Here is a 15,071-nt window from a genome sequence, read left to right on the forward strand (position 1 = left end):
CGGCGTCAGCCTGGTCGGCTTACCAGCCGATGTCCTTCAGCAGTTCCAGCGTGAGGTCCTTCGGGGCCGAGACCTTGAAGGTCGGCAGGTCGTCGTTGATCGCCGGCTCCATCAGCAGGTTGCGGGTGGCCGAGGTGTCCCAGTGCGAGACGGACGAACCGCCCTGGAACGGGTTGGGCGTGAACAGCATGACCCGGCCAGCCGCGTCGGCACCGGCGTAGCGGGTCTTGTCGATGCCCAGCACCGCGGTGATCTTGTCGGTGGCCAGCACGCTGCCGGTCAGCGCGGTCTTCAGCGTGGCGCCGTCGGCCTGGGTGATCATGACCGAAGGAATGACCACCGTGTCATCGCTGCCCGGCAGGCCGGTGGGCGGGCCGCCGGCCACGTTGTTGACGACGATCACGCCGATGGCGCCTGCGTCCTGCGCGTTCTTCACCTTGACGGAGAAGTTGCAGGTGCCGCGGTCCAGCAGTGCCACCCTGCCGGCCACCAGCGCAGCATTGGCCGAGCTCAGCGGGTCGCAGGCCAGGCCGATCACGCCGTCTGCCTGGTCGATGACACGCGCCATGCCGCCCTTGAGCACCGTGCTGCTCAGCGGCGGGCCAAACGCGGCCGGGCCGACCTGGTAGACGCCGGCCACGTCCGGGAACTGCTTGGACTTGACCGTCAGCATCGGCGTGCCCTTCTTGAGCACCGAAGGCATGTCCGCGACGACGTTCGCACCGGTCCACACCAGCCCGCGCGGGTTGATGGCCGACGCGCGGCGCTCGGCAGCGCTCATCTCCAGCCAGGTCTTGCCGGCGGTGTTGTCGAACATCATGCTTTCCCACACGGTGGGGTAGCGCGTGCCGTCGGTGTCGCGGGGTTGCAGGCCGGTGCTGCCGTTGGTCGGCGTGGCGAAGCCCAGGCCGTGGCCCACCTCGTGGGTCAGCACGACGGCGAAGTCGATGCTGCCGGCCGGCGCATTGCCGTCCAGGCCCAGGTACCAGGGCGTGCCTTCCAGGCAGTTGGCCTTGCCCAGGTTGACGTTGAAGCTGGAACTGATCTCGGGCTTGGCGCCGTCGTCCAGGTCGACCTGGGCCAGGGTGTTGGCCAGGGCCGCTGGGTACCAGGTGCCGGTCTTGGGCGCGTTCGGGAAGTCGTGCCAGGAGGTCACGGCGCCCGCCTGGCCGAGCACGGCCTGCGACGCGTTGCAGTCCAGCGCCGGCCAGTTGGCCGAGATCTGGATCACCGGGCCCGCCGGCAGCTGCTTGCCCCAGACGGAGGCGACCTTCTTGTACACGTTCATGCGCTGTTCGCCGAGCGTGCTGCCTTCGTTGCCGCCCACAGGCGCGACGGCGGTCTTGTCATTGAAGCCGACGCCGGGCGAGTCGGTGTTCAGGATCTCGATCGTGGCGCCCCAGGCCGTGAAGGCGGCCAGGGAGGCAGCCAGGGCCACCAGGCTGCGGCCGTGCATGCGAATGCCGCTCATTTCAGGCTCCCTTCGGTGTGGACCGGGTGTTCGTGCACATCGGCGGCTTCGTCGCCGTCGACGCAGTCGGTCGCCAGCTTGCCGTTGGCGCCGATGGCCGCGCGCGAATACGACATGTGCTCCGGGCCCATGACGATGCCGCGCGCACCGGTGGTGCGGGACACGATGCCTTGCAGCACGGTTTCGGCGCGCGGTGCCTTGGCGGCGCTGGCGGCAGCGGCGCCCAGCGCGTCGGCCTCGGAGGGCGTCAGCGGGCGGATGCGCTTGGTGACGGGGTCGATGCTGACGCGCAGGCCGTCGGTGGACGACGCGGACGCGGGCGCCGCGGGAATGTCGCTGTCGGCATGGGCGGATGTGCCCAGGCCGACGCTGATCACGGACGCGCTGATCAGCGTCCAGATCGACATGGTGAATAAGGAGGACATGAAAGGGACTCCAGGGAAGAAACGAAAGTTGAGTCTATTTTCGGATTACCCTGTAATCAATCGTTAACCCTCAGAAACCTGCCTTCAAGTTTGGGGGGATAGCGTTGTCCACAAGGAAATGAACCTCATAGGTGCACAAATGGCGAAAGATGAGCGAAATCGGGGAGGGGAATGCCCAACTCCGTGCAGTATGGAACCGATCCCATATGCGAGCTAGGGGGTTTGGCGAGGCTGCTGCGGCTTGGATATGGAACCGATTCCATATTCAAGCCAAAAAAAGGGTGGCCAGGGCCACCCTTTGAAAACATGGCGCGTACAGCCATGCATCCCAAACTCGATGCTGGTGCTCAGGCCTGCGTGTAGGCCGTCTTGACGACGGTGTAGAACTCCGCCGCGTAGCGGCCTTGCTCGCGCGGGCCGTAGCTGCTGCTCTTGCGGCCGCCGAAGGGCACGTGGTAATCCACACCCGCGGTCGGCAGGTTGACCATCACCATGCCGGCTTGCGCGTGGCGCTTGAAGTGCGTGGCGTGCTTCAGGCTGGTGGTGGCGATGCCGCTGGCCAGGCCGAAGGGCGTGTCGTTGGCCAGGTGCAGGGCTTCGTCGTAGCCCTTGGCGCGGATCACGCTGACGACCGGGCCGAAGACTTCCTCGGTGTTGATGCGCATGGCCGCGGCGGTTTCGGTGAACAGGGCCGGCTGCATGTAGTAGCCCGGCGCGCCTTCGGCGTTGGTCGGCATGGCCGCGCCGCCCCAGGCCAGCTTGGCACCTTCGGACTGGGCAATGCCCACGTATTCCAGGTCTTGCGCGAGTTGGCGGTCGTCCACCACCGGGCCGATGTCGGTGCCGGCGGTGCGGGCGTCGCCCACCTTCAGCGTCTTCAGCTTGGCGACCATGGCTTCGACGAAGCGGTCATGGATGCCTTCGGTGACGATCAGGCGCGACGAGGCGGTGCAGCGCTGGCCGGTGGAGAAGAAGCCGGAGTTGATCGCGGCGCCCACGGCCACGTTCAGGTCCGCATCGTCCAACACCACGAACGGGTTCTTGCCGCCCATTTCCAGCTGGAACTTGGCGCCGCGGCTCACGCAGGCCTGGGCCACCTTCTGGCCGGTGGGCACCGAGCCGGTGAAGCTGATGCCGGCAATGCGCGGGTCTTCCAGCAGCACGGCACCGACTTCGCTGCCGCGGCCCATCACCAGGTTGAACACGCCGGCCGGAATGCCCGAGCGGCTGATGATGTCCGACAAGGCCCAGGCCGAGCCCGGCACGACTTCGGCCGGCTTGAAGACCACGCAGTTGCCATAGGCCAGCGCCGGGGCGATCTTCCAGGCGGGAATCGCGATGGGGAAGTTCCAAGGCGTGATCAGGCCGATCACGCCCAGCGGCTCGCGGGTGATCTCCACGCCGACGCCAGGGCGCACCGAAGGCATCATTTCGCCGCCCGGGCGCAGGGCCTCGCCGGCAAAGAACTTGAAGATGGCGCCGGCACGCGCGACTTCGCCGACGGCTTCGGGCAGGGTCTTGCCTTCTTCGCGCGCCAGCAGGTCGCCCAGCTCGGCCTTGCGGGCAATGATCTCGCTGCCGATGAAGTCCAGAGCGTCAAAGCGCTGCTGCGGCGTGCTGAGGCTCCAGGCCGGGAACGCGGCCGCAGCGGCGGCCACGGCTTCTTCGGCCTGCGCGCGGCTGGCCACCGTGTAGTCGCCAATCGTGTCGCGGGTGTCCGACGGGTTGATGTTCTGGTAGGCGCGCACGCCTTCGGTCCAGGCGCCGGCAATCAGGTTGAGTTTCATGGTGTGAGACCTCGTGGAGTGTTTGGGATGGGTGGAATCGGAGGCAGCGAAAACCATCAGGCCCGCGGCGCTTCGCTGACCAGCGGCTTGCCGGCCTGGAAGGCCGCGATGTTGTCGAGCACACGCTGCGCCATGGCCTGCCGGGTTTCTTCGGTCGCGCTGGCGATGTGCGGCAGCAGCACCACGTTGTCCAGCTTCAGCAAGGCCTCGGGCACCTGCGGCTCGTTGGCGAACACGTCCAGCCCGGCGCCGGCAATGCGCTTGTCCTGCAGCGCGGTGACGAGTGCGTCTTCGTCGATCACCGAGCCGCGGGCAACGTTGATGACAAAGCCGCGCGGGCCCAGCGCGTTCAGCGCCTCGGCGTTGACCAGGTGCTGGGTGGACGGGCCGCCTGCGGTGATGACGACCAGGTAGTCGCACCAGCGCGCAAGCTCCAGCAGCGAGGGCTCGTGGGCCCACGGCAGGCCTTCGACCGGCCGGCGCGTGTGGTAGCGCACCTGCATGTCGAAACCCGCGCCGCGGCGGGCGATGGCCTGGCCGATGCGGCCCATGCCCAGCACGCCGAGCTTGGCGCCGCTGACCTTGCGCGACAGGCCGAAGCTGTTGAGCCCGCCCTTGGCCCAGCCGCCGGCGCGCACGAAGCGATCGGCCTCGGAGACGCGGCGGGCCACGTCCAGCAGCAGGGCCAGCGCAGTGTCGGCCACGCAGTCGTTCAGCACGTCGGGCGTGTAGCCCACGCTGATGCCGCGTGCCTGCGCCGCGGCCACCGGCACCTTGTCCAGGCCCACGCCGAAGCTGGAGATCAGCTTCAGGTTGGTCAATGCGGCGAGCTGGGCCTCGTTCATGCCGACCGCGGCCGAGGTGACGGCGATCTCGAACTCGCCGCCGTGCGCGGCCAGGAAGGCGGCCGGGTCGGCCTCCTCGACCAGGCGATGGATGGCGAAGCTTTCGGCCAGCGCGCGGTTCAGCACGGGCACCAGGTTGCCGACCAGCAGCAGGCGGGGTGTGGTCATCAGGTTCCTCAATCGATCAATCAGTCGAGCTTGACATTGCCCTTGACGACCACCTCGGCCCAGCGCTTGCGCTCGGTCTCGAAGAAGCTGCTGAACTCGGTTGGCGACATCGTGCGCACCTCGGCGCCCTGCGAGACCAGGCGCTCGCGCACCTCGGGCGAGCGGATGATCCCGGTCAGCACTGCGTTGACCTTGGCGATGACGGCCGGCGGCGTGCCCACCGGCATCAGCACGCCTTGCCAGGTGCCGGACTCGAAGCCCTTCATGCCTTGTTCGGCCAGCGTGGGCACGTTGGCCAGCAGCGGCATGCGCGTGCCCTTGGAGAGGGCCAGCACCTTCAGCTTGCCGGACTGCACATGCGGCAGCGTGGCCAGCATGCCGTTCATGGTCAGGTCGGTCTGGCCGGCAATGGTGTCGGCGACGGATTGCGAGCCACCCTTGTACGGGATGTAGGTCCACTTGGCGCCGGTGGCCTGCTGCACCGCCACGGCGGCCAGGTGCGGCGCGCTGCCCAGCGCCGTCACGGCGAAGTTCAGCTCCTTAGTCTTGGACAGCGCGACCAGCTCCTGCAGGTTGTTGGCCGGCACCGAGGGGTGCACCACCAGCATGTGCGGCGAGTAGGCCAGCATGGTCACGCCACGCAGGTCCTTGCTCGGGTCGAAGCCCAGCTTGGTGTAGACCGAGGGCGCAATGGCCAGCGCGCCCACGTCGCACAGCAGCAGCGTGTGGCCGTCGTTGGCCTTGGCGACGAAGTCGGCGCCCATGTTGCCGCTGGCGCCGGGCCGGTTGTCGACGATGACGGTCTGCTTGAGCGCAGTGCCCAGCTGCACGCTGATGGCGCGGGCAATGATGTCCGACGAGCCGCCGGGCGGGTACGGCACGATCAGGCGGATCGGCTTGCTGGGCCAGGCGGCGTCGGCCGCGGCGGCATGCTGCGGGGCCAGCAGCGTGCCCAGCGCGAGGGCGCCCAGGCCGGTAGCGGCCAGCAGTTGGCGGCGGGACAGGCGGTTTTCGGTGCGAACGGAACGGGTCATGTGAATCCTTGCGGTCGTCTGGTGCGGTCGTCTTGTGCGGACGGAAATCAATCGACGGTGATCTTGCGATCACGGATCACCACGGCGTAGCGCTTGCGGTCGTCGTCGATCAGCTTGGTGAACTGGGCGGGCGTGTTGCCGGCGGGCAGGCCGCCCAGCTCGGTGATGCGGGTCTTGACGTCATCGGAGGCCAGCACTTCGCGCAGGTCGCTGGCGACCTTGTCGACGATGTCCCTGGGCGTGCCGGCCGGCGCCAGCATGCCGACCCAGCTGCTGACGTTGACGCCGGGCACGCCGGCTTCGGCCAGCGTGGGCACATCGGGCAGGTTGCTCAGCCGCTTGGGGCTGCTCACGCCCAGCGCGCGCAGCTTGCCGGTCTTGATGAAGCTGCTGGCTTCCAGTGCGGTGACAAACGAGAGCTGCACGTGGCCGGCGATCAGGTCGCTGGTGGCAGGGCCGCCGCCGCGGTAGGGCACGTGCACGATGAAGGTTTCGGTGGTCGCCTTGAAGATTTCGCCGGCCAGGTGCGGCGCGCCGCCGGCGCCCGAGCTGCTGAAGGTCAGCTGGCCGGGCTTGCTGCGCGCCAGCGCGACGAATTCCTTCGCCGTCTTCGCCGGCACGCCGGGGTTGACCAGCATCACCAGCGGCAGGTCGGCCACCAGCGCGATGGGGGCGAACGCTGTGTCGGCGTTGTAGGGCAGCTTGGCGTAGAGCGAAGGGTTGATGGCCTGGGTGCCGAGGTTGCCCATCAGCAGCGTGTAGCCGTCGGGCTTGGCCTTGGCGACCGAGTCCGCGCCGATCTGCCCGGCTGCGCCACCCTTGTTTTCGACCACCATCTGCTGGCCCCATTTCACGCTGAGCTTCTGCGCGATCAGGCGGGCGGTGGTGTCGGTGCCGCCGCCGGGCGGGAAGGGCACGACCAGCGTGACCGGCCGGACCGGGAAGGCCTGGGCGCTGGCCGCGGCCGAGGCGGTGAGCGCGGCCACACAGGCCAGCGCGGTGAGAAGTCGTTTCATCCAAGAGTCTCCGGTATTGTCCACAAGCACCGGTCTTGACGCCGGCTCAACAGTTCGGGGCCGATCTCGGCCAGATGGTTGACGCCCAGCAGGCCCATGTCGGCGCGGATCTCGCTTTTCAGCAGCGCAATGGCATGGGCCACGCCGGCCTCGCCGCCAATCGCGGCGGCATGGTTCATCGGCCGGCCGATGAAGACGCTTTTGGCGCCCAGCGCCAGCGCCTTCAGCACGTCGGTGCCGCGCCGAAAACCGCTGTCGGCCATCACCGTCATGCTGCCGGCCGCTTCGGCCACCGCGGGCAACACGCGCAGCGGCGAGACGGTGCCGTCCAGCTGGCGGCCGCCGTGGTTGGAGACGATCACGCCGTCGGCGCCAAGCTCGCGGGCGCGGCGGGCGTCTTGCGGGTGGCAGATGCCCTTGAGCACCAGCGCACCGCGCCAGCGCTGGCGCATCAGCTTCAGTGCGTCCCAGTCCAGGTGCTCGCGGCCGGAAAAGTCGCGCGTCACGTCCTTGGCCACCAGCGGCGCGCCGCGGCCAGCCTCGACGTTCTCGAAATGCGGCATGCCATGCATGACCAGCGTGCGCAGGAAGGTGCCCAGCGCCCAGCGCGGATGGGTGAGGCCGTCCCACAAGAGGCGCAGGTCCGGCCGCAGCGGGGTCTTGAAGCCGTTGCGCGCGTTGTTCTCGCGGTTGGGCACCACGGCCGAGTCCACGGTGATGACCAGCACGTCCACGCCCGCCTTGGCCACGCGGTCCACCAGCGCCAGGCCGGCGTTGAGGTCGCGCGCCAGGTAGGCCTGGAACCAGGTGCCGGGCGCTTCGGCCAGCACGTCTTCCATGCGGATCAGCGCCGAGCTGCTGAGCACCATCGGCACGCCGGCTTGCGCGGCAGCGCGGGCCTGCACGATGTCGCCGCGGTAGGCCGTCAGCGCGCTGATGCCCATGGGCGCGATGCCGAACGGCGCTTCGTAGCGCCGGCCGAACAGCTCGACCGACTGTTCGCGCGCGGACACGTTGACCAGCACCCGCGGCACGAACTGCCACTGCGCAAAGGCCTCTCGGTTGCCGTGCAGCGAGGCGTTGGTTTCGGTGGCGCCGGCCACGTAGCCGAACAGTGGGCGCGGCAGCCGGCGCTGTGCGGCGGGCTCGAAGTCATCCAGCGATAGGAAGCGCCGGGCCAGCCGCTGCTGCTGCCGTGCCGCGCGCTGCGAGCGCGGCGTGTCCGCGTGGGCAGGCGCAGCGTTGGCAGGCACGGTGGCGGCAGCCGTCATGGCGCTCAGTCGACCTTGATGTTGGCCGCCTTGATGACCTCGGCCCACTTGGTGACTTCGGCCTTCTGGAACGCCTGGATCTGGTCGGACGTCATGGGCTGCGACAGCATGCCCAGCTTGGTCAGGCGCTCCTGCATGTCGGCGGTCGCCAGGATCTTGCCGATCTCGCTGTTGAGTCGGTCCACCAGCGGCTTGGGCGTGCCGGCGGGTGCGAAGATGGCCTGCCACGAGACGACCTCGAAGCCAGGCAGCACCGTCTCGGCAATCGTCGGCACGTCGGGCAGGCTGCTGACGCGCTTGGCCGAGGTGACGGCCAGCGCGCGCAGCTTGCCGGACTCGATGAACTGCGCCGCGGCCACCGTGGTGTCGAACATCATGTCGACCTGGCCGGCCAGCGTGTCCTGCAGCGCAGGGCCGCTGCCCTTGTACGGCACGTGCACAACGTCCTTCAGGCCCAGCTTGTACTTGAACAGCTCCAGCGCCAGGTGCTGCGAGGTGCCGTTGCCGGCGGAAGCGGCCGTCAGCGGCTTGCTCTTCGCGGCAGCGGCCAGGTCCTTGGCGGTCTTGTACGGGCTGTCGGCCTTGACCAGCAGCACCAGCGGGTTGGTGCCGATCAGCGTCACCGGCACAAAGGACTTGACCGGGTCATAGCCGAGCTTGGGGTACAGGCTGACGTTGATCGCGTGCGAGCTGATGGTGCCGCCCAGCAGCGTGTAGCCGTCCGGCGCCGCATGCGAGACGATTTCCGAGCCCACGCTGCCACCGGCGCCTGCCTTGTTCTCGACGATGACCGTGCCCTTCAGGGCCGGGCCCAGCTTGTCGGCGATCAGCCGGGCCAGGATGTCCGAGGTGCCGCCGGGCGGGAAGGCCACGGTGTAGGTGATGGGCTTGGACGGGTAGGCGTCCGCGGCGAGTGCGCGCAGCGGGAAAGCGCTGCCGAATGCAGCCAATGATGCGGCCGAGGCCAGCACGGAACGGCGAGTCGTGTTCATGGGGTGATGTCTCCGTTTGGGATGGTTTGGAACCAGGCTCAAGGCGCGCGCTTCAGCGCACCAGGCAGGGTCGCTTGTTGTCGAACTTCCAGCCAGGGATCAGGTACTGCATCGCGGTCGCGTCGTCGCGGCTGCCCAGTCCGTGCTGCAGGTAGAGCTGGTGCGCCGCTTCGACGGCGGCCATGTCCAGCGTCACGCCCAGGCCGGGCGCGGTCGGCACGGCGACTTCGCCGCCGACGATCTGCAACGGGTTCTTCGTCAGCTCCTGGCCTTCCTGCCAGATCCAGTGCGTGTCGATCGCGGTGACGCGGCCGGGCACCGCGGCCGCGGCATGGGTGAACATGGCCAGCGAAACGTCGAAGTGGTTGTTCGAATGCGAGCCCCAGGTCAGGCCGAAATCGCGGCAGGTCTGGCCGACGCGCACGGCGCCTTGCAGCGTCCAGAAATGCGGGTCGGCCAGGGGAATGTCCACCGACTGGAGTGAGAGCGAATGCACCATCTGGCGCCAGTCGGTGGCGACCATGTTGGTGGCCGTGGGCAGGCCGGTGGCGCGGCGGAATTCGGCCATCACCTCGCGGCCGGAAAAGCCGGCTTCGGCCCCGCACGGATCTTCGGCATAAGCCAGCACGCCGTGCATGTCGCGCATCAGGCGGATCGCGTCCTTCAGCAGCCAGCCGCCGTTCGGGTCCAGCGTGATGCGGGCCTTGGGGAAGCGGGCCTTCAGTGCCTTGATGGCTTCGACTTCCTGCTCGCCGCTGAGTACGCCACCCTTGAGCTTGAAGTCCTGGAAACCGTAGCGCGCCTGCGAGGCTTCGGCCAGCTTGACGATGGCTTCGGGCGTCATCGCCTCTTCATGGCGCAGGCGCAGCCAGTCGTCGGCCTGGTCCGGCTGGGTGTCGTAAGGCAGGTCGGTCTTCCTGCGGTCACCCACGTAGAAGAGGTAGCCCAGCATCGGCACGCTGGCGCGCTGCTGGCCTTCACCGAGCAGCGCGCAAACGGGCACTTCCAGGTGCTGGCCCAGCAGGTCCAGCAGCGCGGTTTCCACCGCGGTGACCGCGTGGATGGTGGTGCGCAGGTCGAAGGTCTGCAGGCCGCGGCCACCGGCGTCGCGGTCGGCGAACTGGGTGCGCACCGCATTCAGCACGCGCTGCCAGTCGCCCACCTTGGCGCCGACCAGCAGGCCGCGGGCGTCTTCCAGCGTCTGGCGGATCGGCTCGCCGCCAGGCACCTCGGCCACGCCGGTGCGGCCGGCGCTGTCGGTCAGGATCAGCAGGTTGCGGGTGAAGAACGGCGCGTGGGCGCCGGACAGGTTCAGCAGCATGCTGTCGCGGCCCGCAACGGGCACGACACGCACTTGCTGGACGGTGGGCGTGGCAGAGGAGGTCATGGGAAGAAGCTCGGTTGAGGCCGCTGTGCGGCTCAGGTCGGGAGGCGAACGGCCTGGCGGGCCAGCAGCGTCCACGCGCCGGCCTGGCGGGTCCACACGCTCAGCACATGCAGCTTCACGGTGCCCGGGCCTTTGCCGGCGTCGTTGGTGGCGGCCTGCAGCACATGGCGCACGGTGGCCACGTCGCCGGTCACGGTGACCTGCTGCTCGGTCAGGCTGATGCTGACGAAGTCTGAATTGCCTTCCAGCAAGTCCTTGATGAAGCTGGCCTTGGTGTCGACCTTGCCGCCGGAATGGCCGTAGGTCAGGTTGTCGGCGACGATGGCTTCGAGCGCGGCGCGGTCGGGGTCGACCATCAGCGTGCGCAGCTTTTCGACGGCTGCGCCGACGGCACGGGCTTCATCGCTTTGCGCCATGGCGGCCTCCGGCAAGGTGACAAGGGGCAGCGTGGCGGCAAGCGTCAGCAGTGCGGAAAGCGCAGCGCGGCGCGAGCGTTGGATCAGTTTCATCAGGTGTCTCCTGTCGGGATCATGGAACATGCCGCGCCCCGGCTCTGCGGCCGTTGGGGCGATGGCATGGGAGGCGGCGCGGGGCCGCCCGGGGGAACTTGGCGCCTTACTGCGGGCCGAGCTTGGCCATCAGCGCGGCCAGTTCGTCGTACTCGGCCTGCTTCAGGTCGGAGATGGGCGGGCGCACCGGGCCGGCGCTGTGGCCGATGATGGTGGCGCCGGCCTTCACGATCGAGACCGCATAGCCTTCGCCCTTGTTGCGGATCGCGATGTAGGGGATGAAGAAGTCGCGGATCAGGCGGTCGCAGGTCTCGGTGTCGTTCGCGGCATGGGCGTTGTAGAAGTCCATCGCCGTCTTCGGAATGAAGTTGAAGACTGCCGACGAATACACCGGGCAACCCATGGCCTTGTAGGCGCCGGCGAACAGCTCGGCCGTGGGCAGGCCACCCAGGTAGGCGAAGCGCTCGCCCAGGGTCTGGCGCACCGAGACGAACTTCTCGATGTCGCCCACGCCGTCCTTGAAGCCGATCAGGTTCGGGCAGGTGTCGGCCAGCACTTGCAGGCTGGCGGGCGTCAGGCGGCAGTTGGCGCGGTTGTAGACGATGACACCGAACTTCACGCTCTTGCAGACCGCCTGCACGTGGGCAATCAGGCCCTCCTGGCTGGTTTCGGTCAGGTAAGGCGGCATCAGCAGGATGCCTTGCGCGCCCAGGCGCTCGGCCTCTTGCGCGTACTGGATGGCCAGGCGGGTGCCGCCACCGGCGCCAGCGATGATGGGCGTGCGGCCCTTGCAGGTCTCCAGCGCCACCTTCATCACCGCGCTGAACTCGACCGGCTCCAGCGAGAAGATCTCACCGGTGCCGCCGGCCGCGAACAGCGCCGAGGCGCCGTAGGGCTGCAGCCATTCCAGCCGGTCGGCATAGGCCTTGGGCGCGAAGTTCAGCTCGCTGTCGAAATCGGTCAGCGGGAACGAGAGCAGGCCGGATTGCAAGACGGCTTTGAGTTCTTGGGGGGACATGAGGGCTCCTGGCAGCGAAGGACTGGAAGTGAACAGAACAGCCAGGCAGAACAGCGAACAAGGGCCTGGCTTCGAGGTGTTGTCAGTCATCGTACAACACCAAAGCCGATTGAGACTTGGTGATTCCACTGACGCGGCAGTGGCTTGTTTGGGTTCCGCACCGAGGCCACCAGCAACGATCAGTCCCACCGTCGTTCAAACAAATGGGGTCAGAGTCAATTTATCTGGAGATGGGGATGGCTATCGCTCGATCTTCAGTGAGATAAATTGACTCTGACCCCATTTGTTTGCTGACCCCATTTGTTTGCTCGCGACCTTGGTCCTTGGTGGTGGTCCCGCCGTGTGCGAAACGTGACCGACCAGCGCAGTTCCGCCACCGGCGCCACGCTGTGCTGCCAGTCCCATCGCGCCGGCCCACGCATCGCGTAGATCGACCGCGGCGCCACCGGCACGCGCAACACGTCTTCGCGCCTGGCCGTCTCCGGTGGATGCGGCCGGAAGCGCAGTAGGGCCTCGCTGCCCAGCGAGACGCCGAAGACGTGCTCGAAGTTCGGCACGTCGCGGTGCCAACCCAGTGGTGTGCCCGGTGCGTATTCGGCAACCAGCGCATGCACCAGGTCTTCCGGCGCCACGCCGGCCCAGGCGGCGACGCGCTCGCGCAGCGGCTTGAGTTCGTCGACAAGCGGGGCGGCGGGCAGCAGGCGGTTGGCGTCGTAGTCGTAGCTGCCGCCGTAGCTGACGACGCGGCGGCGGGCGGTGTATTGCTTGTACTTCGCGGCGGCCAGCGGCAGGCTGCGGATCAATTCGATCAACCCGGCCTCTTCGGCTTCGGTGAGGAACTCAGGCTGGTAGCTCAAACCCGGCGGGAGCCGCGAAGGCAGCATCTCGGCGGGTTCGAACAGCGATGGCTGGTGCATCGCCGAAGTCTAGGCCCGTGGCTGGCTCATGACGTGAGCCTGGTCTTGCGCTGGGGCCAGAGCCGGAAGGCGAGCGCCAGCAGCAGGATGACGACTGGCACGGCGTAGCTGGCAGACGTCGGGATGCGCTTGCCGAAGGTCACCATGAAGCTGATCCACAGGTAGTAGATGCCGGCCGTGTGCAGCCGGCCCCAGGTCTTGCGGCCGAGCCAGGCGGCAACCGTGTCGGACGAGCTCAGCGCCATCAGCGCGATGAAGCCGTAGGCAATGCCACCGGTGATCTGGTTGCCCAGGCTGCTGGCCTGGTGGAAGCCGGCGGGATCGAGGTTGGCGAAGCCGAGGATGGCGGCCAGGTGGACGGTGTGCGAAACCGCGAAGGCCAGGCCCAGGTGGCGGCGGTTGCGCAGCTGCCAGCGGGTCAGGGCGCCGGGCCAGTGGCGGGCGGCGGCCGAGGCGGTGAAGACCAGGAGAAACAACAGCCACGAGCTGCGCGCGGTCAGGCGAATGGCCAGGCGCAGCGCAGGCACCAGGTCCGGCAGCACCAGCAAGGGAGTCGCCGCCATCAGCAGCAGCGCCAGCGACAGGCAGGCCAGCAGGCGTGGCCCTTCGAGCAGCCTGGCGCGGGTCGGGTCGGGCAGGGGGCGAGTGTGCATGGGGGTGGCCGGTGACTTCAATGTGATCGGAGATTACATTTCGGCCCAGGCGCCGGTCCAGGCGCCACACAAGGTGCTTACATGGTCAAGCCAGCCAAGGCTTCTGCTTCCCACGCCGCGCCCGCAGCGCGTGCCTACCACCACGGCAACCTGCGCCAGGCCTTGCTGGAGGCTGCGCTGGTGCTGGCGCAGCAGCGCGGGCCGGAAGGCGTGAGCGTGCGCGAGGCGGCGCGGCAGCTGGGCGTGTCGCCCGGCGCGCCGTTCCGGCATTTCCCGAACCGGCGGGCGCTGATGACGGCGATGGCCGAGGAGGCCAGCGCGCGGTTGCAGATCGAGGTGCGCAAGGCCATTCGCCCGCGGGACAAGACACCGCTGGCGCGGCTGCGTGCGCTGGGTCGCGGCTACCTGCAGTGGGCCAGGGCGCACGAGGCGCATTTCCGCATCGTCTCGGCACGGGACCAGATTGACCTCGCCGGCTCAGCTGGGCTGCAGGCCAGCATGCAGGCGGTGCGCGCGCTGACCGAGCAGACGCTGCACGAAGCGCAGGCGGTGGGTGAAGTGAGCTTGGCACACGACGCGGCGGCGCTGGCGCTGCTGTCGCGCGCGACCGTCTATGGCCTGGCGCGCATGCAGCTGGACGGGCACCTGCCGCAATGGGGTGTGAAGCCCGGCGGCGAAGCGGCGGCCACCGAGGCGACGCTGGCGCTGCTGGTCAAGCTGATGGCGGCAGGTGCAAGCGGCGCGCCAGCGGCTTGAGGCAGCTCAGCCCTGCTGCGCGCGGCGGCGGCGTTCGCGGCTGTTGGCCAGGTGGGTGCGCATCGCGGCGCGGGCGGCGTCAGGGTCCTGGCTGGCGATGGCGTCGAAGATGCTTTCGTGTTCGCCGTTGACGCGCCGCAGGTAGAGGCTGCGCTCTTCGGTCAGGGCGTCGCTGAGCGCGGTGGTCGGCTGCAGGCGGGCGCGCGGGATGATCATGCTGCCCAGCGTCTGCATCAGGTCGGCGAAGTGATGGTTCTGCGTGGCACGGGCGATTTCCAGGTGGAACTGGAAGTCCGGTGCAATCGCATCGCCACCGTTGGCCACCGCCTGGGTCACCGCGTCGAGTGCCTGGCGCATGGCCTGCAGGTTGGTGGGGCTGCGTCGCACGGCGGCCAGCGCGGCGGCTTCGGTCTCGAGGCCGATGCGCAGCTCCAGCACCGCGATCACGTCGTTCAGCGTACTGAACTGCTCTGGCGAGATGCGAAAGCCGGTGCCCTCGGAAAAACCGATCACGAAGGTGCCGATGCCGTGCCGCGTCTCGACCATGCCGGCCGCCTGCAGCTTGGAGATGGCCTCGCGCACGACGGTGCGGCTGACCTCGAATTCGGCCATGATGGCCGCTTCGGTCGGCAGCTTGTCACCGGGTGCCAACCGGCCATCCCGGATGCGGTCGCCCAGGGAGTCAACCAGCTCCAGGGCAAGGGTGCGGGGCCGCCGGCGGGCGGGAAGCGTGGAATTCGGTGCAACAGGCTGCATGCGGGGTATTGTCCCTCGTCGGATCGGTGGAATCCCAGGTCGGGCGCTGGCTTCAACGCGCTAAAG

Annotated in this window: 15 protein-coding genes; 1 reads left to right on the top strand and 14 read right to left on the bottom strand. The window is 68.4% G+C overall.

Features of this window, described 5'->3' with window-relative positions; all coding sequences use genetic code 11:
• Positions 1–19: 19 nt before the first annotated feature.
• The 13 genes from AC3WR5_RS13810 to AC3WR5_RS13870 all read right to left on the bottom strand — a co-directional run bounded on the left by AC3WR5_RS13810 (position 20) and on the right by AC3WR5_RS13870 (position 13,493).
• Positions 20–1,471: a PA domain-containing protein gene (locus AC3WR5_RS13810; protein ID WP_492485226.1), complete on the bottom strand. Its 1,452-nt coding sequence runs from the start codon at positions 1,469–1,471 to the stop codon at positions 20–22.
• Positions 1,468–1,896: a post-PEP-CTERM-1 domain-containing protein gene (locus tag AC3WR5_RS13815; RefSeq protein ID WP_492485228.1), complete on the bottom strand. Its 429-nt coding sequence runs from the start codon at positions 1,894–1,896 to the stop codon at positions 1,468–1,470. The genes AC3WR5_RS13810 and AC3WR5_RS13815 overlap by 4 nt, the downstream gene beginning before the upstream one ends.
• A 347-nt stretch (positions 1,897–2,243) precedes the next feature.
• Positions 2,244–3,683: an aldehyde dehydrogenase family protein gene (locus AC3WR5_RS13820; RefSeq protein ID WP_492485230.1), complete on the bottom strand. Its 1,440-nt coding sequence runs from the start codon at positions 3,681–3,683 to the stop codon at positions 2,244–2,246.
• A gap of 56 nt (positions 3,684–3,739) precedes the next feature.
• A complete protein-coding gene (locus AC3WR5_RS13825; protein WP_492485232.1) occupies positions 3,740–4,696 on the bottom strand; it encodes a 2-hydroxyacid dehydrogenase in 957 nt (318 codons plus the stop codon).
• A gap of 20 nt (positions 4,697–4,716) precedes the next feature.
• Positions 4,717–5,730, bottom strand: coding sequence for a Bug family tripartite tricarboxylate transporter substrate binding protein (locus AC3WR5_RS13830; protein ID WP_492485234.1), 1,014 nt, complete (start codon positions 5,728–5,730; stop codon positions 4,717–4,719).
• Between the two features lie 47 nt (positions 5,731–5,777).
• A complete protein-coding gene (locus AC3WR5_RS13835) occupies positions 5,778–6,746 on the bottom strand; it encodes a Bug family tripartite tricarboxylate transporter substrate binding protein (RefSeq protein ID WP_492485236.1) in 969 nt (322 codons plus the stop codon).
• Positions 6,743–8,017 carry an alpha-hydroxy acid oxidase gene (locus AC3WR5_RS13840; protein WP_492485238.1) on the bottom strand — a complete coding sequence of 425 codons (1,275 nt, stop codon included), beginning with the start codon at positions 8,015–8,017 and terminating at the stop codon, positions 6,743–6,745. The genes AC3WR5_RS13835 and AC3WR5_RS13840 overlap by 4 nt, the downstream gene beginning before the upstream one ends.
• A 5-nt stretch (positions 8,018–8,022) precedes the next feature.
• On the bottom strand, positions 8,023–9,009 hold the full coding sequence (locus AC3WR5_RS13845) for a Bug family tripartite tricarboxylate transporter substrate binding protein (RefSeq protein ID WP_141288744.1): 987 nt from the start codon (positions 9,007–9,009) through the stop codon (positions 8,023–8,025).
• 52 nt (positions 9,010–9,061) lie between these two features.
• Complete coding sequence (gene gudD / locus AC3WR5_RS13850) at positions 9,062–10,396, bottom strand: glucarate dehydratase (protein WP_141288745.1); 1,335 nt, start codon at positions 10,394–10,396, stop codon at positions 9,062–9,064.
• A gap of 32 nt (positions 10,397–10,428) precedes the next feature.
• Entirely contained in the window at positions 10,429–10,905 is a 477-nt protein-coding gene (locus tag AC3WR5_RS13855) for a nuclear transport factor 2 family protein (protein WP_141288746.1), read from the bottom strand.
• Positions 10,906–11,011: 106 nt separating this feature from the next.
• Positions 11,012–11,923: a 5-dehydro-4-deoxyglucarate dehydratase gene (gene kdgD, locus AC3WR5_RS13860; RefSeq protein ID WP_141288747.1), complete on the bottom strand. Its 912-nt coding sequence runs from the start codon at positions 11,921–11,923 to the stop codon at positions 11,012–11,014.
• Between the two features lie 254 nt (positions 11,924–12,177).
• Positions 12,178–12,840, bottom strand: coding sequence for an alpha-ketoglutarate-dependent dioxygenase AlkB (locus AC3WR5_RS13865; protein WP_492485242.1), 663 nt, complete (start codon positions 12,838–12,840; stop codon positions 12,178–12,180).
• Positions 12,841–12,866: 26 nt separating this feature from the next.
• Positions 12,867–13,493 carry a hypothetical protein gene (locus tag AC3WR5_RS13870; protein WP_492485243.1) on the bottom strand — a complete coding sequence of 209 codons (627 nt, stop codon included), beginning with the start codon at positions 13,491–13,493 and terminating at the stop codon, positions 12,867–12,869.
• A gap of 81 nt (positions 13,494–13,574) precedes the next feature.
• Between AC3WR5_RS13870 and AC3WR5_RS13875 the strand changes: the two genes are divergently transcribed.
• Positions 13,575–14,249: a TetR/AcrR family transcriptional regulator gene (locus AC3WR5_RS13875; RefSeq protein WP_492485245.1), complete on the top strand. Its 675-nt coding sequence runs from the start codon at positions 13,575–13,577 to the stop codon at positions 14,247–14,249.
• A 6-nt stretch (positions 14,250–14,255) separates the two neighbouring features.
• Here AC3WR5_RS13875 and AC3WR5_RS13880 read toward each other — a convergent pair whose 3' ends face one another.
• Positions 14,256–15,005 (bottom strand): FadR/GntR family transcriptional regulator, encoded by a 750-nt coding sequence (locus AC3WR5_RS13880; protein WP_141291901.1) that lies wholly within the window; start codon positions 15,003–15,005, stop codon positions 14,256–14,258.
• Positions 15,006–15,071: the final 66 nt, after the last annotated feature.

Source organism: Ideonella sp. FW305-24 (genome assembly GCF_058788035.1).